Genomic DNA, 22,927 nt, shown 5'->3' on the forward strand with positions numbered 1-22,927 from the left:
TTAATCGTCGCCTTTCAGTTTCTTACGCTCGACGTACAGCCCGGCCGCTTCCCGAACAAAGGCGGCACAGAGCCGGGCCTGGTAGCGATGCTCGAGGTCATCAGCGATCGCCAGTAGCTCCGCCTGGGTGGAACGGTAAGGGCGCAGGGCGTTGTAGATCTCAAGGATCCGGTCGTCGGGAACCGCGGTGAGCTCGGCGGCCCGCTCAAAGTTCATCGCCAGCCGATCGCGTCCGGCATCCTGGGCGATCGCCGCCTGCATGCGCAGCGTTTCCGGGGTGATGCGCATGTCCTGTGCCGTAACGCGATCGCTTAATACGTTCTCCAGCGTCAGGTCATCGAGCGTTTTATTGGTAGCGGTTTTGACCCACTCCGGATGGCGGGTGGCTAACGGGTAGTCGCTGACTTTAGGCTGGCGAGCGGTGTCGTTTGTCGGTGCGGCTGGCGCGGGCGTTGCCCCGTCCTGTAGGCTGTTCATCCGGCTCAGCACGTCGCGTACCATGGATTCAATTGCGTCGGTATTCATCGGGATATCCTTTGTTAAAGCGCCATGCTCAGTTCCTGCGGGTTTTTGCCGGTCACTACGTATTTGGTCTCTTTAATGTGCAAAATGGCCGACTTCGCCTGGTATTTGGGACGAGCCATCTGATCGTTGAGCGTCGGCACCGGCTGCGGCGACTCGCGTTTGGCGTAGCGCGCGGCGTTTTTGCCAATCTGGCGGTAGGTTTCCAGGGTCAGCAGCGGCGCCTGCGGGAAGAGTTCCAGATTGGAAAGCGGCGGCAGGCCCCGCTGGTGGATGACGGTGGTGCCTTTCGACTGAATACCGATCGAGATGCCGGAGCCGCTCAGGCGGTTGCCTTCCACCGCCACGAAGGCGACGTCAGAAGATTTAAAGCAGCGGATCACCCGGGCTTTGATGCCTTCTTCCTCAATGCCGGCGATCACTTCGCGCAGAATATTTTTATGCGGAATGCCGACGATATTGGCGGTTTGCGCCAGGCCAAAGGCGGGCCCGACGGCAATGATGACTTCATCCTGCTGCGTGCCGGGTTTGGCTTCGCCGATTTCCGTCAGGAAGCTTTCGCTGGACACAGGCGCAACAGCGGCCGATGCGACGGAAGCGGCAGGCGCGCTAAAGGAGACCGGCTTATCTGCGCCTGATTTCATCTCCGACAGCACCTCTTCGATAATCTGGCGCAGCAGCGTTTCGTTAATTTCCATTTTTCACCCCTTAGCCAAGTTCATTGGGATCGAGCGCGCCCGGGATATTTTTAATCTCTTCCCAGCGCTCGCCTTGCAGGCGATAGCCTGTTGCCGGACCGGCATAATCGTTCACGTCATTCACGGCCGAGAGCACCTGGCCCTCGCCGACGATAATGGCGGAGGTGTGCAGGTAGTCGCCGGTGAGCTTGGCTTTCTGAATATTGAGCATGTCCTGGGCGACATCGGGGAAGCCGCCTTTCGCCAGGGCTTTCACCACCTCCAGGCCGTTGCGGTTCTTGTTGATGATCTCCTGGGCAAACTTGATGTCCTCAACGATGTTGCGCTCAGGCATATCTTTTGAACCGTGGGCGTAAGTGGCGGCCTCCACCTCTTCATCCGTAATTGGCGGCAAACCCATGCCGGCAAATACCGCTTGCAGCGCGCGGGCGGCTTTATTACGAATGGCGATCACGTCCTCTTCACGCACCGGCCGCAGGCCGCCATCGACCTTCAGATCGCGCTGGATCACGTTGTAGTCGTCGAAGTCTTCGGCATCTTCGTTGGAACCGGCGAACATGTTGTCGTAGTTCGGCACCGCCGAGTAACCGGAGGAGATAAAGTCGGTGCCTGGCAGGAACTGCATCAGCAGGCGCGCGGTACGCCGCATATCCGAGTGGGTAAAGGTTTGATCGTTACTTGAGGCGCACTCCAGATCCAGCGCTGAGCAAATCAGGTTTTCCGCCAGTACGGCGCGGATACCCGACGGTACGGCGGACGGCACGCCGATACAGCTGACGGAGCCATTCTGCAGGCCTTGCACCCCGGCGGCTTTGGTGATGTAGATGCAGCGCGCTTCGAGATACAGCATCGATTTGCCTTCGGCATAACCCATCTGCACTTCAGAGCCGGAGCCGGAGGTAAAGCGCATTTTCAGGCCGCGCGAGGCGTAGGAGGAGGCGAGGAAGCCTTTCGACCATGGGGTGTCATCGCCATCGGTAAACACCGGTTCCGTACCGTAGACCGAAATGGTTTCGGCATAGCAGGTATGGCCCAGCATGCCCAGTTTCAGCTCGGTGGCTTCTTCCAGGGAACACTGGGTGAGGACGCCGGGGCGGCCCACCTGTGAACCGACCAGCAGGGCGATGGCGTTGAACGGCGCGTAGCGCGCCACGGCGACGGTGGTCTCCTGCTCGTCAAAGCCGCGCCATGCGCCTTCAGCGGCGTCGGCGGCAATCTGTACCGGATTATCTTTGATATTAGTGACATGCGCCTGCTGGGACGGCGTGCGGCGGGCGCGCATTTTTTGCATCGCCATCATCATCTCGACCACGTTCATATGCGACACCACTTCGACGATTTTCGCCGGGGTCATCGCGGTGGTGAGCGGCACGATGTCGCTGCGTTTAACGTTCGGGTCGCAGAGCATATTGGCGAGCTTGACCGAATCCATGGCCATCACTTCTTCGGCACGTGCCAGATTAATACCGTAGCGCGCGATAAAGTGGTCAATCAGGTCGAACTGCTCAACCGGTTTGCCGTCGAGTTCGGTCACCGCGCCGTTGACGATGCGGATAGAGGGTTTGGGATCGTTAGGGCTTTCCATCGCGATAAAGCCCTCTTCGATCCACTCCTTAACGAAACCATCCTGATTCACAGGGCGTTTCGCCAGTGCTTCAAATCTTTTCGATCTCATGAATCAGCCTCGCGGGTATTAAATGTAGGAGGGGCGATCGTTTTTCGGTTCGGCGCCCAGCGTCCCCAGTACGGTTTTGCCGATCTCCCGGGCGGAGATCACCGCCTGGCGCACCGCGCCAGAGTCGCCGGAAATCACCAGGATAGCTTCGTTGCTGAAGCTGGTGCCGTGGGCCGGTGAGCTGTAAGCCACCACGTCGACGTTGGCTGATTTCAGCGCGGTATCGGCCATCAGCACACCAACGGACGCCGGCGCGCCGACGATAATGCCGCAGGCGCGGCCGAGCGGAGCGCCGAAGGCTTTTTCCAGGGCATAGCTGGCGCGCGCGGTATACTGCAGCTCGATATGACCCGCCTCGTTGCCGTAGACATCGCCGAAAGTACGGTCCAGCTCTTTCAGCGCGACCTCAATCCCGCGTTTGACGTCGGAAACATCGTTCCCGCCCAGCACAATCAGTGAGCCATGGCCTGCGCCGCCTTTGGTGTCGCGAGGAAGCTCAATGCTGACCACTTCGGTGTTGGTGGCTTTGACCGCTTCATCGGCGGCCATAATGTGCGGCCCGGCGCCGGTGCGCGCACCGAGGATGCCGATAGAGCGATAGCGTTTTTCAAGCTTCATGGCTTCCAGCAATGCGGCATCCACGTTGGCGATGACCAGCCCGAGGGTGTCGCCAATGGCGGTCCCGACAAATTCCGTTAAGCTGCAGCTTTTCTCTGCCATAGCCGTCTCTCCTGTGGGATGGGGGGTATCGGGAAGCGCCTGCTGCTCTGGCGTCGCCACACGCGCTATGACTTGCGCCATGATCTGTTCAACCAGCTCATTGCTGCTCATTGGCTATTCCCCTTCGGTAAGATTTTTTCAACATCGGTATGGGGGCGGGGAATGACGTGTACGGCTTTCACCTCGCCCACGTGGCGGGCTGCGGCGGCACCGGCGTCGGTAGCAGCTTTAACTGCCCCCACGTCGCCACGCACGATGACGGTCACCAGGCCTGAACCGATCCTTTCATAGCCAACTAATAAAACATTGGCCGACTTAACCATTGCGTCAACGGCCTCTATGGCTGCGGTTAAGCCTTTGGTTTCTACCATTCCTAATGCTTCTTGTTGCATAAAGACCTCGCAGGGTATGTTCCAGTGAGGGAACTATATGGCGGGGCGGCGAAAAAGAATGGCTGAGTTGATGGTGTAGAACGAAAAAATAGTGGTTTTTATATAATAATAAATAGTCATGATTTGTTTTATATTGTTGTTTTTATTGGTTTTTATTTTACTTATTAATGTGATTATCTTGCGGATGCTGTTCCGTATTTACATTTTCAGGCGTGATTTTTTAAATTATTTTTGCTATGCGATATTTTGCGTGGTGTGATATTTGTTGGGAAATAAGCACTGCGCTTTTGCAATTTTTTATTATTGAGTTGGAAATAAAAATATCCCCTGAACGCCCGCCATTGCTGCATGGATTCGCGAGCAAATAGCAATAAATTGCTCTTCTTCAGCGACTTTACGCCGCCCGTTTTCCGCAGGATGCCAACACTTTGCTGCCGCCGGTTTCTATAGTGGGCCTCGCCGTACCCAACGAGCCAGCGGATGGTTGGCTGGCCTGGACACGAACTTCGTCAAGAGGTGTCACAATGAATGGTTCTTTACGCGCGCAATGTATCGCCGAGTTTTTAGGCACCGGGCTATTTCTGTTTTTTGGTATCTGCTGCCTGAGCGCTCTGAAGCTGGCTGGCGCCAGCCTGGGGCTGTGGGAGATCTGTATTATCTGGGGACTGGGTATTTCTCTGGCGGTGTACCTGACGGCCGGCATTTCGGGGGGGCATCTGAACCCCGCCGTCACCGTCGCCCTGTGGCTGTTTGCCTGCTTCCCGGGCAGAAAAGTGTTGCCCTATATCGTGGCCCAGGTCGCCGGCGCGTTTGGCGGCGCCGTGTTGGCCTGGATACTTTACAGCACCCTGTTTACGCAATTTGAAACGGTACATCATATGGTGCGTGGCAGCCTGGAAAGCCTGCAGCTGGCCAGTATCTTCAGTACCTACCCGGCGCCTGAGCTCAGCATCTGGCATGCGGCGCTGGTGGAGGTGGTGATCACCTCGATGTTGATGGGGATGATCATGGCGCTCACCGATGATGGCAATGGCGTACCCAAGGGCCCGCTGGCGCCGCTGTTGATTGGCATTCTGGTAGCGGTGATCGGCGCCTCGACCGGGCCGCTTACCGGTTTTGCGATGAACCCGGCGCGCGATTTTGGCCCGAAATTATTTGCCTGGCTCGCCGGGTGGGGCGACATCGCGATGACTGGCGGAAGGGATATTCCCTATTTTATCGTGCCCATCATCGCGCCATTGCTGGGCGCCTGCCTCGGCGCCGCAATTTATCGTTTTCTCATCGCCAATAATCTTCCCTGTCATACCTGCGTTGAGGAGAAAAATACGCGTTAGCATCCAGTGAAAAATGTATTACTGAAATAGCAAAACTATTTCATGAACCGATATCACGAACCGCTCAAAAAGTCTCCCCGGGTTGGGAGACTTTTGTTATTGTCAATGCACTTTTTTATCGTCGACGGGATCTGATGCTAAAAAAGGGAAATATGAATAATATGTTTTATTTATAACAAAAAATTAACTGAGGGGTTTTATCATGATTTCTGCGAGTACCCTGAACTCAGAACTCATCAATAAAATCGCACAGGATTTTGCGCAAGCCACCAGTCTGGCGGTTGTGGTCGTCAATATTCACGGTGATGAGATTTCTGAACTGTTTAATTTCACGCCGTTTTGCCAACTCATGCGTCAGCACCCGGAGCACAGCGGACGCTGTCGCATGAGCGACCGCTGCGGCGGGCTGGAAGCCTCGAAAAATGACCAGCTGTGTATCTACCGCTGTCACGCGGGGTTAACCGATTTTTCCATCCCGCTGGTGATCGCCGGCCACCTCGTTGGCTTCGTGCTATGCGGCCAGGTGCGTCTGAGCAATGATATTGAACTGGTTGATATTCTGAACGTGGATGACCGCTGGCAGGACGATCCGGCGCTGGTCCAGGCGTTTCGCGATGTGCCTGAGATGGACTATTCGCGGGTTATCGCTTCGGCGGATCTGCTGAAGCTGATCGTCGAGAATTGCCTGAAAAAACAGCTCAACTTTGTGGTTATCAAAGATAACCCGCCGCAGAACGACCCGGCGCAGGCCTGCCGGGCGGCCTCGCCGCACGATGGCAAAATGAAGAAGGCGCTGCGCTATATCGACGCGCATCTCTCCGATGAGCTGCGTCTGGAGGACGTGGCGGCGCACGTCTATCTCAGCCCGTACTACTTCAGCAAACTGTTTAAAAAGTATCAGGGGATCGGCTTTAACGCCTGGGTCAATCAGCAGCGGATGGCGAGCGCAAAAGAGCTGCTATGCCACAGCGACTGGAGCATTGCCAGCATCGCGCGGAATTTAGGTTTTTCGCAAACCAGCTATTTTTGCAAAGTGTTTCGCCAGACCTATCAGGTAACGCCGCAGGCATTTCGTCAGCAAATTAATGCCGGATCACAAACTGAGTCTTTTTAAATGACAATATTTTGCTATTGCTGATTTTTGATATCCCGGAGTATCTTCATCATTATAAAATGAAAAAAACGACAGTAGAGCAATAAATTGTCATAGCGCAACAAAATAGTGATATTCGAGGGATAAACTACACCAGTTTTTATTTTTGTGATGGGATAGAGTGTCCGTTAATACGAGACTGATGAATATCACAACACCGCTTCACCTCGCGGACGTCATTTTGCAGGCGATGAGGCGGTAAAAGTAAGCGTGAAACATTAACCGCGGATGCATGGCGCATCGGCGAATACAACCGACAGGTTCGACACCAGTTTGGTGTCAGGGAAGGGGGTGTAAATCCCCCGCAGCCCCCGCTGCTGTGATGCTGACGACCCCGCAAAAACCACTGATCGAAAGATTGGGAAGGGCGGGCGAGAACGAGGCTAAGCCAGAAGACCTGCCTGCCGGTAACTGACCAACAACTTCGGTGGGAAGTGGGTGGCTTAGCGGTGCGTGGTCGCAGGACCAGGCATGCGCGCAGCTATACCCCGACCACCTGAACAGGACAGGGTATGGCAACCAGGCGTGCGTTTATTCTTGCGGGTACCGGCAGCGGTTGTGGCAAAACCACCGTTACGCTTGGCCTGCTCAGCTTGCTCCAACAGCGCGGTTTGCGGGTGCAACCCTGTAAAGTGGGGCCAGACTACCTGGACACCGCCTGGCACACCGCCATCAGCGGCGTCGCCTCCCGCAATCTCGACAGCTTTATGCTTCCCGCCCCGATACTCAACGCGCTGTTTGCCGAACAACTGCAGCAGGCCGATATCGCGGTTATCGAAGGGGTGATGGGCCTGTATGACGGCTACGGCACCGACCCTAACTACTGCAGCAGCGCGGCCATGGCCAAACAGCTTGGCTGCCCGGTGATTTTGCTGGTGGATGGCAAAGCGGTGTCGACTTCCATCGCCGCCACGGTGATGGGCTTTCAACACTTTGATCCGGCCCTCAACATTGCTGGCGTTATCGTCAATCGGGTTAACAGCGACGCGCACTTCCAGCTGCTGAAAAGCGCCATTGAGCGCTACTGTCAGGTGCCAGTGCTCGGCTATGTGCCGCGCGTGGAAGGCGTGGCGCTGCCCGAACGGCATCTGGGGCTGGTGACCGCCCGCGAGTCGTTGGTCAATCAGCAGGCATGGCGGGATTTTGCCAGCCTGCTGGGGCGCACCCTCGACATAGACCGGCTACTGGCCCTCAGCGAACTGGCCGCCATGCCGGCCGGCGAGTGGGGGGAACAGCTTGCCGCCGACGCCGGCGAAGGACTGACGCTGGCCCTCGCCGACGATGAGGCCTTCAATTTTTATTACCCCGATAACCTGGCGCTGCTGGCGCGCTGCGGCGTGAAGATGGTGCGCTTTAGCCCGCTGCGCGATCGCCAGCTGCCGGCCTGCCAGATGATCTGGCTCGGCGGCGGCTACCCGGAGCTGCATGCGGCCGGGCTGTCCGCCAACCATGAGATGCTGGCGCAGCTTCGCGCGGCGCACCGGCGCGGGGTGGCGATCTACGCCGAGTGCGGCGGCCTGATGTATCTGGGCACGACCCTGGAAGTCACCGGCGGCGAGCGCTACGCCATGGCGGATATTATTCCTGGACACAGCCGAATGGGGACGCGTCTGACCCGGTTCGGCTACTGCGAAGCGCAGGCGCAGCAGCAGACGCTGCTGGCCGCTTCTGGCGAGTGGCTGCGCGGCCATGAATTTCATTACTCCGATTTTTCGCCCGCCACCCCTGCCGTACTAGCCTGCCGTAAACAGCGAGACGGTAAGACGCTCCAGCAGTGGCCGGGAGGATGGCAGTCCGGCAGCGCCTTTGCCAGCTATCTCCATGTCCACTTTGCCCAGCGCCCCTCCATGCTCAACCACTGGCTGCGAGCGGCAAGGAGGGCGCAATGACTCTTCTCGCCTGGTGTGTGGCCTGGATACTTGATGTGCTCATTGGCGATCCGCCGCACTGGCCGCATCCGGTGCGCTGGATAGGTCGCCTGATCACCGTCAGCCAGCGTGTGGTGCGGCGCGTCTGCCATAGCGACCGGGCGCTGCGCATCGGCGGCGGGGTAATGTGGCTGGTGGTGACCGGCCTGACATGGGGCGTGGCCTGGGGCGCACTGGCGCTGGCGCACAGGCTCCATCCCTGGCTGGGATGGCTGGTGGAGGTGTGGATGATCTTCACCGTGCTGGCGGGACGCTGTCTGGCGCAGTCGGCGATGGCGGTGGCCCGGCCGCTGCAGGCCGGGGATCTCGCCGAAAGCCGGCATAAGCTCTCCTGGATTGTCGGGCGCGACACCTCTCAGCTCCAGCCAGCGCAGATCAACCGTGCGGTGGTGGAGACCGTGGCGGAAAACACGGTGGATGGCATTATCGCGCCGCTCTTTTTCCTGCTGCTGGGCGGCGCGCCGCTGGCCATGGCCTATAAAGCGGTCAACACCCTCGATTCCATGGTCGGCTATAAACACGAAAAATACCGGGCGATCGGCATGGTCAGCGCCCGTCTTGATGATGTAGCCAACTTCCTTCCCGCCCGGCTGAGCTGGCTGCTGCTCAGCCTTGCCGCAGTGCTATGCCGGGAAGATGGCGCCCGGGCGCTGCGTACGGGCTGGCGCGATCGTTATCAGCACAGCAGTCCTAACTGCGCCTGGCCGGAAGCGACCGTCGCCGGCGCGCTGGGGATCCGCCTTGGCGGCCCGAACGATTACTTCGGCCAGCGCGTTGAAAAGCCCTGGATAGGCGACGCCGTCCGCGACATCGCGGTGGACGATATTTCCCGAACCATTCGATTAATGTGGGTGGCGTCAAGCCTGGCGCTGGCGCTATTTATCGGCGTGCGCTACTGGCTGGTCGGCGCGGCCTGAGGAGAACCTGATGCAGTACATCCAACAACCGCAGGCGATCGAGGCGAAAAGCTTCGACATCATCAGCGAGATCATCGCCGAAACGCGACCGGACTACCGTTTCGCCAGCCCGCTGCACGAGGCGATTATCAAGCGGGTGATCCACACCACCGCTGACTTCGACTGGCTGGATATTCTGTGGTTTTCTCCGGATGCCCTGATCGCGCTGAGCGAGGCGTTGAGCCGGCCCTGCACGCTGTATACCGATACCACCATGGCGTTGTCCGGGATCAACAAAACCCTGCTGGCCCGCTTTGGCGGCGAATGCCGCTGCTATATCAGCGACCCACGGGTGGTGCGCGAGGCGCAAAGCCGGGGGATGACCCGCTCGATGGCGGCGGTGGATATTGCGGTGCAGGAGCCCGGGGAGAAAGTGTTCGTCTTCGGCAATGCGCCAACCGCGCTGTTTCGCCTGCTGGAACATCGCGAGACGGCCATCGGCGGCGTGGTGGGGGTGCCGGTCGGGTTCGTCGGCGCGGCGGAGTCGAAAGCGGCGCTCAGCGAGAGCGGCCTGCCGGCCATCGCCGCGCTCGGCCGCAAAGGGGGTAGCAACGTGGCGGCAGCGATTGTGAACGCTCTGCTTTACCACCTGCGGGAGGCGCAATGAGCGATCAGACCTTTGACGCCCCGGTGTGGCATCACGGCAAAGCGCTGCGCAAGGGCTACACCACCGGCTCCTGCGCCACGGCGGCGGCAAAAGTGGCGGCGCTGATGGTGATGCGCCAGCATCTGATCCACCAGGTCTCGATCGTCACCCCCTCCGGCGTCACCCTGTGCCTGAACGTCGAGTCCCCGCACGTCGAAGGGCAGCAGGCGGTCGCCGCGATCCGTAAAGACGGCGGCGATGATGTCGACGCCACCCACGGCATGCTGATTTTTGCCCGGGTGACCCTCAATGACAGCGGAGAGATTAGCCTGCAGGGCGGCGAGGGCATCGGCACGGTGACCCGCAAAGGGATCGGCCTGCCGACAGGCAGCCCGGCGATAAACCGTACTCCGCGGCACACCATCGAGACCGCCGTGCGCGAAGCGATTGGCCCTACCCGCGGCGCGCAGGTGGAGATTTTTGCCCCGGAAGGCGTACTTCGCGCGCAAAAAACCTATAACGCGCGGCTGGGGATCCTCGGCGGGATCTCGATTATCGGCACCACCGGGATCGTCACCCCGATGTCGGAAGAGAGCTGGAAGCGCTCGCTCTCCCTCGAGCTGGAGATCAAACGCGCCGCCGGGCTGGATCGCGTAGTGCTGGTGCCGGGCAACCACGGCGAGCGCTTTGTCCGCGAGCAGATGGGCATCGACCCGCAAGTGGTCGTCACCATGAGCAACTTCGTCGGCTACATGATTGAAGAGGCGGTCCGGCTCGGTTTCCGCCAGATTGTGCTCATCGGCCACCCCGGCAAACTGATCAAAATCGCCGCAGGGATCTTTCATACCCACAGCCATATCGCCGATGCGCGGATGGAAACTCTCGTCGCTCATCTGGCGCTGCTTGGCGCGCCGCTGCCGCTGCTGACGCTGGTCAGCGAGTGCGACACCACCGAAGCGGCAATGGAGCATATCGACGCCTGGGGATACCAGCGCCTCTATAACCATCTGGCTGAGCGAATCTGCCAGCGTGTTCTTGAGATGCTGCGCTTCACTCAGCACCCGCCCACCTGCGACGCGGTTCTGTTTTCTTTTGATAACCAGGTGCTGGGCAGCAGCCGTCCGCTGGCGGCGATTGCCCGGGAGCTGACATGTTGACGGTCGTGGGAATGGGCCCGGCGGGGCTGCAGTGGCTGGCCCCGGCCGCGCGCGAGGCAATCGCCGCCGCCGAGGCGCTGGTGGGCGGCAGCCGCCACCTCCGGCAGTTTCCCGACTTCGCCGGGGAGCGCTTTGCGCTGGGGGCCGATATGCCGGCGCTGCTGGCGTGGATCGAGGCCCGCGCCGGGCGCCGCGTCGTGGTGCTGGCCTCCGGCGATCCGCTGTTCTATGGCATTGGCACCCGGCTGATTGCCCACTTTGGCCGGGAACGGGTGCAGGTGATCCCCGGCATCAGCGCGGTGCAGTACCTCTGCGCCCGGGCGGGCATCGACATGAACGACATGTGGCTGACCAGCAGCCATGGCCGGGCGGTGAGCTTCGATGCGCTGGCCGCCCACCGGAAAGTCGCCATGGTGACCGACGGCCGCTGTGGTCCGCGGGAGATTGCCGCCCAGCTGACGGCCCGCGGCAAAGGCCACCGCTGGATGGTGATCGGCGAAAATCTGGCGATGGAAAACGAGCGGATCCACTGGCTGCCGGTCAGCGCCGTGGAGGACGAATATGAGATGAATGCGGTGGTGATCCTCGATGAAAGATGAGCTGTTTTTGCGCGGCGCCCAGGTGCCGATGACCAAAGAGGCCGTGCGCGCGCTGGCGCTGGCGAAGCTGGAGCTGCACCGTGCGCGCCACCTGATTGATATCGGCGCGGGCACCGGCAGCGTCAGCATTGAGGCCGCCCTGCAGAACCCGGCGCTACGGGTGACGGCGATTGAGCGTCAGGCCGACGCGCTGCGCCTGCTGGCGGACAACCTGCAGCGCTTTGGCTGCGACAATATCGCTATCGTGGCGGGCGTTGCGCCGCTGGCGGTCGCCGACAAAGCCGACGCGATCTTTATGGGCGGCAGCGGCGGCCACCTGACGGCGCTGATCGACTGGTCGCTGGCGCAGCTGCATCCTGGCGGCCGGCTGGTGATGACTTTTATTTTGCAGGAAAACCTTCATAGCGCCCTGGGGCACCTGCAGCAGTGCGGCATTCGCGAGGTGGACTGTCAGCAGCTGGCGGTCTCCACCCTGGCCACGCTGGGCAGCGGCCACTATTTCAAACCCCATAATCCCGTTTTTGTCATCGCCTGTCAGAAGGAAAAAAACCATGGCTGAGACTTTTGATCCCCATTGCGTGTGGTTCGTCGGCGCCGGTCCTGGCGATCGCGAACTGATTACTCTCAAAGGCTACCGTCTGCTGCAGCAGGCGCAGGTGGTGATCTACGCCGGGTCGCTGATCAACACCGAGCTGCTGGCCTACTGTCCGCCACAGGCGGAGTGCCACGACAGCGCCGCGCTGCATCTGGAGCAGATCCTCGACCTGATGGAGACGGGGGTGAAGGCGGGAAAAACGGTAGTGCGTCTGCAGACGGGCGATGTTTCGCTGTACGGCTCGGTGCGCGAGCAGGGCGAAGAGTTGACCCGCCGCGGGATCCGCTGGCAGGTGGTGCCGGGCGTCAGCGCTTTCCTCGGCGCGGCGGCCGAGCTGGGGGTGGAGTACACGGTACCCGAAGTCTCGCAGAGTCTGATTATTACCCGTCTGGAAGGGCGCACGCCGGTTCCTGCGCGCGAACAGCTGGAGGCCTTTGCCAGCCATCAAACTTCGATGGCGATTTACCTGTCGGTGCAACGTATTCACCGGGTGGCGGAGCGGCTGGTGGAGGGCGGCTACCCCGCGACCACCCCGGTCGCGGTGATCTACAAGGCCACCTGGCCGGAAAGCCAGACCGTCCGCGGTACCCTCGCGGACATCGGCGACAAAGTACGCGACGCCGGGATCCGCAAAACGGCGCTGATCCTGGTCGGCCCCTTCCTCGGCGATGAGTATCACTACTCAAAACTGTACGCAGCGGATTTTAGCCATGAATACCGTAAAGCCTGAATCCATTGCCCTGTTTTGCCTGACGCCCGGCGGCGTGCGGCTGGCAAAACGGCTGGCGGCCATGCTGCCGCTCACCTGCTACACCAGCGAAGCGCTGCAGGAAGAGGGGTTTATCCCCTTCAACGGCGGCTTTGCCAGCGCAGCCCGCGAGGCATTCAGCAGTTTCTCGGCGCTGATTTTTATCGGCGCCACCGGGATTGCCGTGCGAGTGCTGGCCCCGCTGGTGAATGACAAGTTCAGCGACCCGGCGGTGGTGGTGATTGATGAGCGCGCCCGGCACGTCATCAGCCTGCTCTCCGGCCATGCCGGGGGGGCGAATGCGCTGACCCGCTATCTCGCCGGGATGCTCGACGCCGACCCGGTGATCACCACCGCCACCGATGTCAATGAGCTGGCCGCCCTTGACACGCTGGCCTTCCAGCTGAACGCCCGGATGACCGATTTTCGCGCGGCGGTGAAAACCGTCAACCAGATGCTGGTGAGCGGTATGCGGGTGGGGCTGTGGTGCGACGCTGAATTTACCGAGGCGCTAAGCCGGTGCGACCAACGCGGCTTTATCCCGGTAAGCGACCTGGCGCGCTTGCCGGCGCTCGACGCGCTGATCTGCGTCACCCTGCGCCGGTCGCTGCCGCCGCTGCCGGTACCTCACTGGAAGCTGGTGCCCCAGCGGGTGGTGGCGGGGATCGGCTGTCGGCGCGACACCCCCTGTTCCTTGCTCTGTACGTTGCTGGATCGCCAGCTTGCCGCTCAGCGTCTTGACCCGCTGGCGCTGAAAGCGATCGGCAGCGTGAGCCTGAAGGCAAACGAGCCGGGGTTGCGCCAGTTGGCTCACCGCTGCCGGGTGCCGTTCGAAACCTTCAGCGCCGAGGCGCTGCGCGAGCACGAGCACCGCTTTCCAGCCTCGTCTTTTGTCCGGGATACGGTCGGCGTCGGCAGCGTCTCCGGCCCGGTGGCCTGGCTGCTGAGTCAGGGAAACCTGTCCGGCGAAACCCTGCGTGAGCAGGGCGTGACCATTACTTTGGGAGTAACACACTGATGTTAAGCGTAATCGGAATTGGCCCTGGCTCGCAGGCGATGATGACCATGGAAGCCGTGGAGGCCCTGCAGGCGGCAGAGATTGTGGTGGGCTACAAGACCTACACCCACCTGGTAAAAGCCTTTACCGGTGACAAGCAGGTGATCAAAACCGGCATGTGCAAAGAGATTGAACGCTGCCAGGCCGCCATTGAGCTGGCGCAGGCCGGGAACAACGTTGCGCTGATCAGCAGCGGCGACGCCGGCATCTACGGCATGGCGGGGCTGGTGCTGGAGCTGGTCAATAAGCAGCAGCTGGACATTGAGGTCCGTCTGATCCCAGGGATGACGGCGAGTATCGCCGCCGCCTCGCTGCTCGGCGCGCCGCTGATGCATGATTTCTGCCATATCAGCCTCAGCGATCTGCTGACGCCGTGGCCGGTGATTGAAAAACGCATTGTCGCCGCAGGGGAAGCAGACTTCGTTATCTGTTTTTACAACCCCCGCAGCCGCGGCCGCGAAGGGCATCTGGCGCGCGCCTTTGCGCTGCTGGCGGCCAGCAAAAGCCCGGACACGCCGGTCGGCGTAGTCAAATCCGCCGGGCGCAAAAAGCAGGAGAAATGGCTGACCACCCTCGGAGAGATGGATTTTGCCCCGGTGGATATGACCAGTCTGGTCATCGTCGGCAACAAAGCGACTTACATCGACAACGGTCTGATGATCACCCCGCGAGGCTACGCGCTGTGAACCACGGCGACGTGCTGGTTATCGGGGGCACCAGCGATGCGCGGGCGATCTGCCAGCAGCTGGACGCCGCCGGCGTGCGCTACACCCTGTCGGTGGCGACCCCCACCGGCGAGCGGCTGGCCGGCGATATCCGCGGGCGGATACGCTGCGGGCGCATGGAGTGGCAGCAGATGGCGGAGTGGCTCAGGGCGCAGCGCACCCGCTGGGTGATTGACGCCTCTCACCCCTACGCCGAAGTGGTCAGCCAGAATATTGTGCGCGCCTGCGCCAGCGTCGGGGTCCTGCTCAGCCGCTATCAAAGGCCGGAGCAGCTGAGCGATCTGCGCCATCCGCTACTTCACGTGGTCGGCGATCTGAACGAGGCCTGCGTGCTGGCCCGTCGCCTCGGGGAGCGGATCCTGCTGACCACCGGCAGCAAAGATCTGGCGGCCTGGCGGGCGGGACTGGCGGAGAAAACGCTGCTCGCCCGGGTGCTGCCGGTGCCGGAGGTGGTTCAGCACTGTAGCGATCTGGGGTTTGGCGTCGGGGAAATCTTTGCCCTCTGCGGGCCGTTCAGCGCCGAATTTAACGCCGCCTTTTATCGCCAGTGCCGGGCTGATGTTGTGGTCACGAAAGCCTCGGGCGCTGAAGGGGGCTATCAGGAAAAAGTACAACCCTGTCTTGATGCGGGGATCCCCTGCATCGTCATTACCCGCCCGGCGCCGCTGGTGAAGGGCGATGAATTACTGGAAAGCCAGGCCGATTTCGCTACGCGGCTGACGCGCTGGCTGTCGGCGACTTGAGGAACAGGATATGAAAAAAGCACTTCTGGTGGTGAGCTTCGGCACCAGCTATCACGACACCCGCGAGAAGAACATTACCGCCTGCGAGCGCGATCTTGCCGCCAGCTGTCCGGATCGCACGCTGTTCCGCGCCTTCACCTCGGGGATGATTATTCGCAAACTGCGGCAGCGCGACGGTATCCATATCGATACCCCGCTGCAGGCCCTGCAAAAGCTGGCTGAGCAGGGGTACCAGGATGTGGCGATCCAGTCCCTGCACATTATCAACGGCGACGAGTACGAGAAGATCGTTCGCGAAGTGCAGAGCCTGCGCCCGCGCTTTCAGCGCCTGACGCTGGGCGTGCCGCTACTGAGCGGTCATGGCGATTATGTTCAGCTGATGCAGGCCCTGCGCCAGCAGATGCCGCCGCTGGCGGCGACGGAGCGAGTGGTGTTTATGGGGCACGGCGCCAGCCACCACGCCTTCGCGGCCTACGCTTGTCTGGATCATATGATGGCGGTGCAGGGTTTTCCGGCGCGGGTGGGGGCGGTGGAAAGCTATCCCGAAGTGGACATCGTGATTAACGAACTCTCCCGCCAGGGCGTGACCGGCGTGCATCTGATGCCCCTGATGCTGGTGGCCGGCGATCATGCCATTAATGATATGGCCTCCGACGAAGACGATTCGTGGAAAACCCGCTTTAATGCCGCCGGTATTCCTGCCACGCCGTGGCTGAACGGGTTAGGGGAAAATCCGGCGGTGCGGGCAATGTTTGTTGCCCATCTGCAGCAGGCGCTGAATAACGCGATGGAGAAAGCAGCATGAGCGGCAAACTCTACGCCCTGAGCACCGGGCCGGGGGCGGCCGATCTGATCACCGTGCGTGCGGCGCGGATCCTCGGCCAGTTGGATGTGCTGTATGCGCCAGCCGGCCGCAAAGGCGGCGACAGCCTCGCGCTCTCCATCGTGCGCGAGTACCTTGGCGCACACACGGAGGTCCGCTGCTGCCATTTTCCGATGAGCGCCGACAGCGCGGAAAAAGAGGCGGTGTGGAACGACGTTGCCGCGGCGCTGGCCCAGGAGGTGGCGGCGGGCAGGCAGGTCGGGTTTATCACCCTCGGCGACGCCATGTTGTTCAGCACCTGGGTCTTTCTGCTGCAGCGGATTGGCTGCCCGGACTGGCTGGAGATTGTCCCTGGCGTTACCTCCTTCGCCGCCATTGCCGCGCGGGCGAAAACCCCGCTGGCTATGGAGCAGCAGTCGCTGGCGGTGATCTCCTGTACCGCGCCGGAAGCGGACATTGCCGCGGCGCTGCGCCAGCATGACAGTCTGGTGCTGATGAAAGTCTACGGCCGCTTCGCCCGCATTAAGGCGCTGCTGGCGCAGGCGGGGCTGCTGGATGCGGCGCTGATGATGTCAGAGGCCACCCTGCCGGGCGAGCAGTGCTGGCGCCGTCTGCGCGAGGTCAGCGATGACCAGCCGCTGCCCTATTTCTCGACCATCCTGGTTAACAAACAGTGGGAGGAGGCGTAATGAATCAGGTGAAATCGCTGAAGCAGCTTTCGTACGGGGGGCTGGCAGCGGCTGTTCTGCTGATCATCGTCCCGCAGGAGGCGTTCGCCATGCATATCATGGAGGGTTTTTTACCGCCGATGTGGGCGCTGGCGTGGTGGCTGCTGTTTTTACCCTGCCTGTGGTACGGCCTGGTGCGCCTGCGGCGTATCGTCCAGGAGGAGAGCAATCAGAAGGTGCTGCTGGCCCTCTGCGGGGCGTTTATTTTTGTTCTTTCGGCGCTGAAGATCCCGTCGGTGACCGGCAGTTGCTCGCACCCGACCGGCGTTGGTCTGGCGGTGATCCTCTTCGGGCCGGGTGTGGTGGCGGTGCTGGGGGCGATCGTTCTGCTGTTCCAGGCGCTGCTGCTGGCGCATGGCGGCCTGACCACCCTTGGCGCTAACGGGATGTCGATGGCGGTGATCGGCCCGATGGTCGGCTATCTGGTATGGAAGCTGGCCTGCCGGGCGGGGATCCGTCGCGATGTCGGGGTCTTTCTCTGCGCCATGCTGGCGGATCTGATGACCTATTTTGTCACCTCCGTCCAGCTCGGGGTGGCCTTTCCCGATCCGGCCACCGGGGCAGGTGGATCGATCCTGAAGTTTATGGGGATCTTCTGCCTGACGCAGATCCCGATCGCCATCGCGGAAGGATTGCTTACCGTGATGATCTACGATCAACTGACCAAACGGCGGCTGATCGCCGCGGAGGGACATTAATATGAAAAAGCCCCTGATCTTGTTGGCGATGGTGGTTGCCCTGATGATCCTGCCCTTTTTTATTAACCACGGCGGTGAGTTTGGCGGTTCGGACGGCGAAGCGGAGAGCCAGATCCAGGTGGTGGCGCCGGATTATCAACCCTGGTTCCAGCCGCTGTACGAACCGGCGAGCGGCGAGATTGAGAGCCTGCTGTTTACCCTGCAGGGCTCGCTGGGCGCGGCGGTGATTTTTTACATTCTCGGCTATGCGAGGGGCAGACAGCGCCGTGATGACCGGGTTTGACCGACTTAGCTACCAGAGCCGCTGGTTGCAGGTGGCGCCAGAGCGGAAGTTTCTGCTCTGGCTGCTGCTGATGGTGCTGGCCTTTACGCTGCCGGCGTGGGGCCAGGCGCTGACGCTGGCGCTGACCGCCGCTCTGACCTGCTGGCTGCTGCGGGTCTCATTGTGGCGCTGGTGCCGCTGGATGGCGCTACCCTTTGGCTTTTTGCTGGTCGGCGTGCTGACCATTGTGTTCAGCGTCAGCCGCGACCCGCAGATGCTGTTAGCGAGCTTGCGGCTGGGCGCTTTCTCTATAGGAGTGTCCACTCCGGGGCTGGTCGTGGCCGGGGAGACCTTCTGGCGCAGCCTGGCGGCGATGGCGGCCACGCTCTGGCTGGTGCTTAATCTGCCTTTCCCACAGCTGATTATCTTGCTCAAGCGCGGTCGCGTACCGCGACTGTTGACGGAGCAGATCCTGCTGACCTGGCGCTTCATTTTTATTCTGTTGGACGAGGCGATGGCGATTCACCGCGCGCAAACCCTGCGTTTTGGCTATGGTAGCGTGCCGCAGGGCTATCGCTCGCTGGCGATGCTGGTGGGACTGCTGTTCACCCGCGTCCTCCTGCGCTATCAGCAGATGAGCACCGCGCTGGATATCAAATTGTACCAGGGTGATTTTCACCTCTAAGGATAAGTATGCTTGCCACAACCGATCTCTGGTTTCGCTATCAGGATGAGCTGGTACTTAAAGGGCTGACGCTGGATTTTTCCCGCCATGCGGTGACCGGCCTGGTGGGGGCCAACGGCTGCGGAAAGTCGACGCTGTTTATGAACCTGAGCGGCCTGCTGCGCCCGCAGCAGGGGGCGGTGCTGTGGCAGGGAGAGGCGCTGAATTACAGCAAGCGCGGTCTGCTGGCGCTGCGCCAGCAGGTGGCGACGGTGTTTCAGGATCCGGATCAGCAGATCTTCTATACCGATATCGACAGCGATATCGCTTTTAGCCTGCGTAATCTCGGGGTGGCGGAAGAGGAGATCGCCCGCCGGGTGGATGAAGCGTTGACCCTCGTTGATGCTCAGGGGTTTCGCCAGCAGCCGATCCAGTGTCTCAGCCATGGGCAGAAAAAACGGGTGGCGATCGCCGGGGCGCTGGTGCTGCAGGCGCGCTACCTGCTGCTTGACGAGCCCACCGCGGGCCTCGATCCCCGGGGGCGGGCGCAGATGATCGCCATCATCCGGCGCATTGTCGGGCAGGGGCGGCGCGTGGTGATCTCCAGCCACGATATCGATCTGATCTATGAGGTGAGCGACGCCGTTTACGTTCTGCGTCACGGCGAAGTGCTGGCCGCGGGGGATCCCGGCGAGGTATTTGCCTGCGCGGCGATCATGGCCCAGGCGGGATTGACGCAGCCGTGGCTGGTGAAACTTCATAGCGAACTGGGATTGCCGCTGTGTAAAACCGAAGCGGAGTTTTTTCAGCGGATGCACAACAACGCGATAGGCGCGATAAAGGAGGCGTCATGACGCTGGCAGTGATGTTACAGGGCACGGCTTCCGACGTGGGGAAAAGCGTACTGGTGGCGGGACTGTGCCGTATTTTTCATCAGGATGGGCTGCGTACCGCGCCGTTTAAATCACAGAATATGGCGTTGAACTCCGGCATTACGCCGGATGGCAAAGAGATGGGCCGGGCGCAGATTTTCCAGGCCGAAGCGGCAGGGATCGCGCCGGATGTCCGCATGAACCCGATTTTGCTCAAGCCCACCAGCGACCGTCAGGCGCAGGTGGTCCTGATGGGGCAGGTGGCGACCAGCATGGACGCGGTGAGCTATCACCAGTACAAGCCGCGCCTGCGCGAACAGATCCTCGCGGTCTACCAGAGCCTGGCCGGGGAGTATGAGGCGCTGGTGCTGGAAGGGGCCGGCAGTCCGGCGGAGATTAACCTGCGCGACCGCGATATCGTCAATATGGGCATGGCCGAGATGGCGCAATGTCCGGTGATCCTGGTGGCCGATATCGACCGCGGCGGGGTGTTTGCCGCGATTTACGGTACGCTGGCGCTACTGCAGCCTCAGGAGCGGGCGCGGGTGAAAGGGGTGATCATCAATAAATTCCGCGGCGATGTGGCGCTCCTGCGCTCCGGGATAGAGCAGATCGAGGCGTTGACCGGGGTGCCGGTGCTGGGCGTTATGCCGTGGCTTGACGTGGATCTCGAGGATGAGGACGGCGTCGCGCTGCAGGCCGGGAAATACCATCGCACCGACCGGCGCGACATCGACATCGCCGTGGTTCACCTGCCGCATATCGCCAATTTTACCGACTTTAACGCCCTGGCGGCGCAGCCAGACGTCCGGGTGCGCTATGTCCGCGACCCGCAGGCGCTGGCCGACGCCGACCTGGTCATTCTCCCGGGCAGTAAAAATACCCTCGGCGATCTGTGCTGGCTGCGCGAGAGCGGCATGGCGCATGCAGTCGAGCAGGCCCGGCAGCGCAAGGTGCCGCTGCTGGGGATCTGCGGCGGCTATCAGATGCTCGGCGAAACCATTATCGATGAGGTGGAGTCTGGCCTTGGCACCCAGCCCGGACTGGGGGTGCTGAAGACCGTGACCCACTTCGCCCAGCACAAAACCACCACCCAGGTGCAGGCGACCCTGGGAACTAACCTCCCGGAATGGTTAGCCGACGCGGCAGGTCTGCATGTCAGTGGCTACGAAATTCATATGGGCGAGACGCGCCGCGAGGCCGGCATCCGGCCGCTGCTGCAGCTGCATAAAGCGGGACAGTCAGTAGAGGACGGGGCGATAAGCGACGACGGCCTGGCATTCGGCACCTATCTCCATGGCCTGTTCGACAGCGATGCCTTTACCCGGGCGCTGCTCAACGGCCTGCGCCAGCGCAAAGGGCTGGCGCCGCTGGATAGCGCCCTGGAGTATGCCTGCTATAAAACCCGGCAGTTTGATCGGCTGGCGGACGCCATGCGCGAACATATCGCCATCGATAAAATTTACGCCATCATGCGCCAACATCAGGAGCCCCTATGCTGACTCTGGTTACCGGCGGCGCGCGCAGCGGCAAAAGCCGCCATGCCGAGGCGCTGATTGCCGATGCGCCGCAGGTGTTATATATCGCCACCTCGCAAATCTTTGACGACGAGATGGCCGCAAGGATCCAGCATCATCGCGACGGCAGGCCCGCCCACTGGCGCACCGCCGAGCGCTGGCAGAAGCTTGATGAACTGATCACCCCGGCTATCGCCCCAGCGGAGGCGATTCTGCTGGAGTGTATCACCACCATGGTCACCAACCTGCTGTTCGCGCTCGGCGGCGACAGCGACCCCGACGGCTGGGATTACGCCGCCATGGAACGGGCTATTGATGACGAAATTGGCGTGCTGATTGCTGCCTGTCAGCGCTGTCCGGCGCACGTCGTGCTGGTGACCAACGAGGTGGGGATGGGCATTGTGCCGGAGAACCGCCTGGCGCGGCATTTTCGCGATATAGCCGGGCGGGTCAATCAGCGCCTGGCGGCCGCGGCGGATGCGGTCTGGCTGGTGGTCTCCGGCATCGGCGTCAAAATCAAATAACTCAATCGCTGGCTGACCGGGCCAGCCCTGGCAGGGATTCTGTATGCAAAATTTAAACACGGTTCTGCGGGCGATCCCCGCGCCGGACGCTGACGCCATGGTGCGGGCACAACACCATATCGACGGCTTGCTTAAGCCCCCCGGCAGCCTCGGACGTCTGGAGGCGCTGGCGGTTCAGCTGGCGGGAATGCCCGGCCTGGGCGGCCAGCCGCAGGTGGCGAAAAAGGCGCTGCTGGTGATGTGCGCCGACCATGGGGTGTGGGACGAAGGGGTGGCGATTTCGCCGAAAGCGGTCACCGCCATCCAGGCAGCCAATATGACCCGCGGCACCACCGGCGTCTGCGTGCTCGCCGCCCAGGCCGGGGCGCAAGTGCATGTGATTGATGTCGGTATCGATAGCGAACCGCTCCCCGGGATGGTGAATATGCGGGTGGCGCGGGGCTGCGGCAATATTGCCCGCGGCCCGGCGATGAGCCGTGAGCAGGGGCAGGAATTGCTGCTGGAGGTGATGCGCTACACCCGCGCGCTGGCCCAGGACGGCGTTACTCTGTTTGGTGTCGGCGAGCTGGGGATGGCCAATACCACGCCGGCGGCGGCGATCGTCAGCGTTCTGACCGGCAGCGATGCGCAGGAGGTGGTCGGGATTGGCGCCAATCTGCCGTTGGCGAAGGTTGGCAACAAGGTGGAGGTGGTGCGGCGGGCTATCGCCGTCAATCAGCCCGACCCGCAGGATGGCCTCGATGTGCTGAGCAAAGTCGGTGGTTTCGATCTGCTGGGGATGGCGGGGGTGATGCTGGGGGCGGCGGCCTGTGGGCTGCCGGTGGTGCTGGATGGCTTTCTTTCCTACGCCGCAGCGCTGGCGGCGTGCCAGATAGCGCCGGAGGTAAAACCGTATCTGATCCCGTCCCACTATTCGGCGGAGAAGGGGGCGCGTATCGCGCTGGCGCACCTGGGCCTCGAACCGTATCTCAATATGGGCATGCGTCTGGGAGAAGGCAGCGGCGCGGCGCTGGCGATGCCGATCGTCGAGGCAGCCTGCGCGATGTACCATCGCATGGGCATGCTGGCGGCAAGCAATATTGTGTTACCGAAGGGGTAAGTAAGCCGGAGAGGGGGCGGCAATGGCCGTTCCCGTTTTCGGCAGAGGTTTGCCGGCGGCAGAAACAAAAAAACACCCTTGAGGGTGTTTATGATGTTGGTTGCGGGGGCCGGATTTGAACCGACGACCTTCGGGTTATGAGCCCGACGAGC

26 protein-coding genes and 1 riboswitch are annotated in these 22,927 nt (G+C 61.4%); of the genes, 21 read left to right on the top strand and 5 right to left on the bottom strand.

What is annotated here, in order from left to right:
• Genes pduE through pduA form a run of 5 tightly spaced genes read right to left on the bottom strand, consistent with a single transcriptional unit; the run spans position 1 to position 4,007 of the window.
• On the bottom strand, positions 1 to 525 hold the full coding sequence (gene pduE / locus NKJ21_RS09050) for a propanediol dehydratase small subunit PduE (RefSeq protein ID WP_012540674.1): 525 nt from the start codon (positions 523 to 525) through the stop codon (positions 1 to 3).
• 14 nt (positions 526 to 539) lie between these two features.
• Complete coding sequence (gene pduD, locus NKJ21_RS09055; RefSeq protein ID WP_012967302.1) at positions 540 to 1,220, bottom strand: propanediol dehydratase medium subunit PduD; 681 nt, start codon at positions 1,218 to 1,220, stop codon at positions 540 to 542.
• A gap of 10 nt (positions 1,221 to 1,230) precedes the next feature.
• A complete protein-coding gene (gene pduC, locus NKJ21_RS09060; protein ID WP_002915744.1) occupies positions 1,231 to 2,895 on the bottom strand; it encodes a propanediol dehydratase large subunit PduC in 1,665 nt (554 codons plus the stop codon).
• Positions 2,896 to 2,913: 18 nt separating this feature from the next.
• The gene (pduB, locus tag NKJ21_RS09065; protein WP_012540676.1) at positions 2,914 to 3,726 is read right to left on the bottom strand and encodes a propanediol utilization microcompartment protein PduB; all 813 of its coding nucleotides are present in this window, start codon (positions 3,724 to 3,726) and stop codon (positions 2,914 to 2,916) included.
• On the bottom strand, positions 3,723 to 4,007 hold the full coding sequence (gene pduA / locus NKJ21_RS09070) for a propanediol utilization microcompartment protein PduA (protein WP_254732852.1): 285 nt from the start codon (positions 4,005 to 4,007) through the stop codon (positions 3,723 to 3,725). Before pduA ends, pduB begins: the two co-directional genes overlap by 4 nt.
• A 524-nt stretch (positions 4,008 to 4,531) precedes the next feature.
• On the opposite strand from pduA, the gene pduF reads away from it, so the two are divergent.
• The 21 genes from pduF to cobT all read left to right on the top strand — a co-directional run bounded on the left by pduF (position 4,532) and on the right by cobT (position 22,775).
• Positions 4,532 to 5,341, top strand: a complete 810-nt coding sequence (pduF, locus tag NKJ21_RS09075) for a propanediol diffusion facilitator PduF (protein WP_012967303.1) — start codon at positions 4,532 to 4,534, stop codon at positions 5,339 to 5,341.
• Positions 5,342 to 5,543: 202 nt separating this feature from the next.
• Positions 5,544 to 6,455 carry a regulatory protein PocR gene (gene pocR / locus NKJ21_RS09080; protein WP_012967304.1) on the top strand — a complete coding sequence of 304 codons (912 nt, stop codon included), beginning with the start codon at positions 5,544 to 5,546 and terminating at the stop codon, positions 6,453 to 6,455.
• Between the two features lie 280 nt (positions 6,456 to 6,735).
• Positions 6,736 to 6,914: riboswitch (cobalamin riboswitch) on the top strand.
• 92 nt (positions 6,915 to 7,006) lie between these two features.
• Positions 7,007 to 8,383 carry a cobyrinate a,c-diamide synthase gene (locus NKJ21_RS09085; RefSeq protein WP_012967305.1) on the top strand — a complete coding sequence of 459 codons (1,377 nt, stop codon included), beginning with the start codon at positions 7,007 to 7,009 and terminating at the stop codon, positions 8,381 to 8,383.
• The gene (gene cbiB, locus NKJ21_RS09090; RefSeq protein ID WP_012967306.1) at positions 8,380 to 9,339 is read left to right on the top strand and encodes an adenosylcobinamide-phosphate synthase CbiB; all 960 of its coding nucleotides are present in this window, start codon (positions 8,380 to 8,382) and stop codon (positions 9,337 to 9,339) included. The genes NKJ21_RS09085 and cbiB overlap by 4 nt, the downstream gene beginning before the upstream one ends.
• Positions 9,340 to 9,349: 10 nt before the next feature.
• Complete coding sequence (locus NKJ21_RS09095; RefSeq protein WP_002915711.1) at positions 9,350 to 9,985, top strand: cobalt-precorrin-8 methylmutase; 636 nt, start codon at positions 9,350 to 9,352, stop codon at positions 9,983 to 9,985.
• Positions 9,982 to 11,121, top strand: a complete 1,140-nt coding sequence (cbiD, locus tag NKJ21_RS09100) for a cobalt-precorrin-5B (C(1))-methyltransferase CbiD (protein ID WP_012967307.1) — start codon at positions 9,982 to 9,984, stop codon at positions 11,119 to 11,121. The genes NKJ21_RS09095 and cbiD overlap by 4 nt, the downstream gene beginning before the upstream one ends.
• Positions 11,115 to 11,720, top strand: coding sequence for a cobalt-precorrin-7 (C(5))-methyltransferase (locus tag NKJ21_RS09105; protein WP_012967308.1), 606 nt, complete (start codon positions 11,115 to 11,117; stop codon positions 11,718 to 11,720). The genes cbiD and NKJ21_RS09105 overlap by 7 nt, the downstream gene beginning before the upstream one ends.
• Positions 11,710 to 12,279 (top strand): decarboxylating cobalt-precorrin-6B (C(15))-methyltransferase, encoded by a 570-nt coding sequence (locus NKJ21_RS09110; RefSeq protein ID WP_012967309.1) that lies wholly within the window; start codon positions 11,710 to 11,712, stop codon positions 12,277 to 12,279. The genes NKJ21_RS09105 and NKJ21_RS09110 overlap by 11 nt, the downstream gene beginning before the upstream one ends.
• Entirely contained in the window at positions 12,272 to 13,045 is a 774-nt protein-coding gene (locus NKJ21_RS09115; RefSeq protein WP_012967310.1) for a cobalt-precorrin-4 methyltransferase, read from the top strand. Before NKJ21_RS09110 ends, NKJ21_RS09115 begins: the two co-directional genes overlap by 8 nt.
• Positions 13,026 to 14,081, top strand: coding sequence for a cobalt-precorrin 5A hydrolase (gene cbiG / locus NKJ21_RS09120; RefSeq protein ID WP_012967311.1), 1,056 nt, complete (start codon positions 13,026 to 13,028; stop codon positions 14,079 to 14,081). Before NKJ21_RS09115 ends, cbiG begins: the two co-directional genes overlap by 20 nt.
• Positions 14,081 to 14,806 carry a precorrin-3B C(17)-methyltransferase gene (locus tag NKJ21_RS09125; RefSeq protein ID WP_008806290.1) on the top strand — a complete coding sequence of 242 codons (726 nt, stop codon included), beginning with the start codon at positions 14,081 to 14,083 and terminating at the stop codon, positions 14,804 to 14,806. The genes cbiG and NKJ21_RS09125 overlap by 1 nt, the downstream gene beginning before the upstream one ends.
• Entirely contained in the window at positions 14,803 to 15,588 is a 786-nt protein-coding gene (locus NKJ21_RS09130) for a cobalt-precorrin-6A reductase (RefSeq protein WP_012540688.1), read from the top strand. The genes NKJ21_RS09125 and NKJ21_RS09130 overlap by 4 nt, the downstream gene beginning before the upstream one ends.
• Before the next feature lie 10 nt (positions 15,589 to 15,598).
• On the top strand, positions 15,599 to 16,393 hold the full coding sequence (locus NKJ21_RS09135; RefSeq protein ID WP_008806288.1) for a sirohydrochlorin cobaltochelatase: 795 nt from the start codon (positions 15,599 to 15,601) through the stop codon (positions 16,391 to 16,393).
• Positions 16,390 to 17,100 carry a cobalt-factor II C(20)-methyltransferase gene (locus tag NKJ21_RS09140; protein WP_012540689.1) on the top strand — a complete coding sequence of 237 codons (711 nt, stop codon included), beginning with the start codon at positions 16,390 to 16,392 and terminating at the stop codon, positions 17,098 to 17,100. The genes NKJ21_RS09135 and NKJ21_RS09140 overlap by 4 nt, the downstream gene beginning before the upstream one ends.
• The gene (gene cbiM, locus NKJ21_RS09145; protein ID WP_008806286.1) at positions 17,100 to 17,837 is read left to right on the top strand and encodes a cobalt ECF transporter S component CbiM; all 738 of its coding nucleotides are present in this window, start codon (positions 17,100 to 17,102) and stop codon (positions 17,835 to 17,837) included. Before NKJ21_RS09140 ends, cbiM begins: the two co-directional genes overlap by 1 nt.
• A 1-nt stretch (position 17,838) precedes the next feature.
• Positions 17,839 to 18,120, top strand: coding sequence for an energy-coupling factor ABC transporter substrate-binding protein (locus NKJ21_RS09150; RefSeq protein ID WP_008806285.1), 282 nt, complete (start codon positions 17,839 to 17,841; stop codon positions 18,118 to 18,120).
• Positions 18,107 to 18,784, top strand: a complete 678-nt coding sequence (locus tag NKJ21_RS09155; RefSeq protein ID WP_254732855.1) for an energy-coupling factor ABC transporter transmembrane protein — start codon at positions 18,107 to 18,109, stop codon at positions 18,782 to 18,784. Before NKJ21_RS09150 ends, NKJ21_RS09155 begins: the two co-directional genes overlap by 14 nt.
• An 8-nt stretch (positions 18,785 to 18,792) precedes the next feature.
• On the top strand, positions 18,793 to 19,617 hold the full coding sequence (locus NKJ21_RS09160; RefSeq protein ID WP_254732858.1) for an energy-coupling factor ABC transporter ATP-binding protein: 825 nt from the start codon (positions 18,793 to 18,795) through the stop codon (positions 19,615 to 19,617).
• Entirely contained in the window at positions 19,614 to 21,137 is a 1,524-nt protein-coding gene (locus NKJ21_RS09165) for a cobyric acid synthase (RefSeq protein WP_131008796.1), read from the top strand. The genes NKJ21_RS09160 and NKJ21_RS09165 overlap by 4 nt, the downstream gene beginning before the upstream one ends.
• Positions 21,131 to 21,676, top strand: coding sequence for a bifunctional adenosylcobinamide kinase/adenosylcobinamide-phosphate guanylyltransferase (gene cobU, locus NKJ21_RS09170; protein ID WP_131008795.1), 546 nt, complete (start codon positions 21,131 to 21,133; stop codon positions 21,674 to 21,676). The genes NKJ21_RS09165 and cobU overlap by 7 nt, the downstream gene beginning before the upstream one ends.
• A 43-nt stretch (positions 21,677 to 21,719) precedes the next feature.
• A complete protein-coding gene (gene cobT, locus NKJ21_RS09175; protein ID WP_131008794.1) occupies positions 21,720 to 22,775 on the top strand; it encodes a nicotinate-nucleotide--dimethylbenzimidazole phosphoribosyltransferase in 1,056 nt (351 codons plus the stop codon).
• Positions 22,776 to 22,927 lie beyond the last annotated feature (152 nt).

Source organism: Klebsiella sp. SWET4 (genome assembly GCF_024296565.1).
Taxonomy (GTDB): Bacteria; Pseudomonadota; Gammaproteobacteria; order Enterobacterales; family Enterobacteriaceae; genus Klebsiella; species Klebsiella variicola.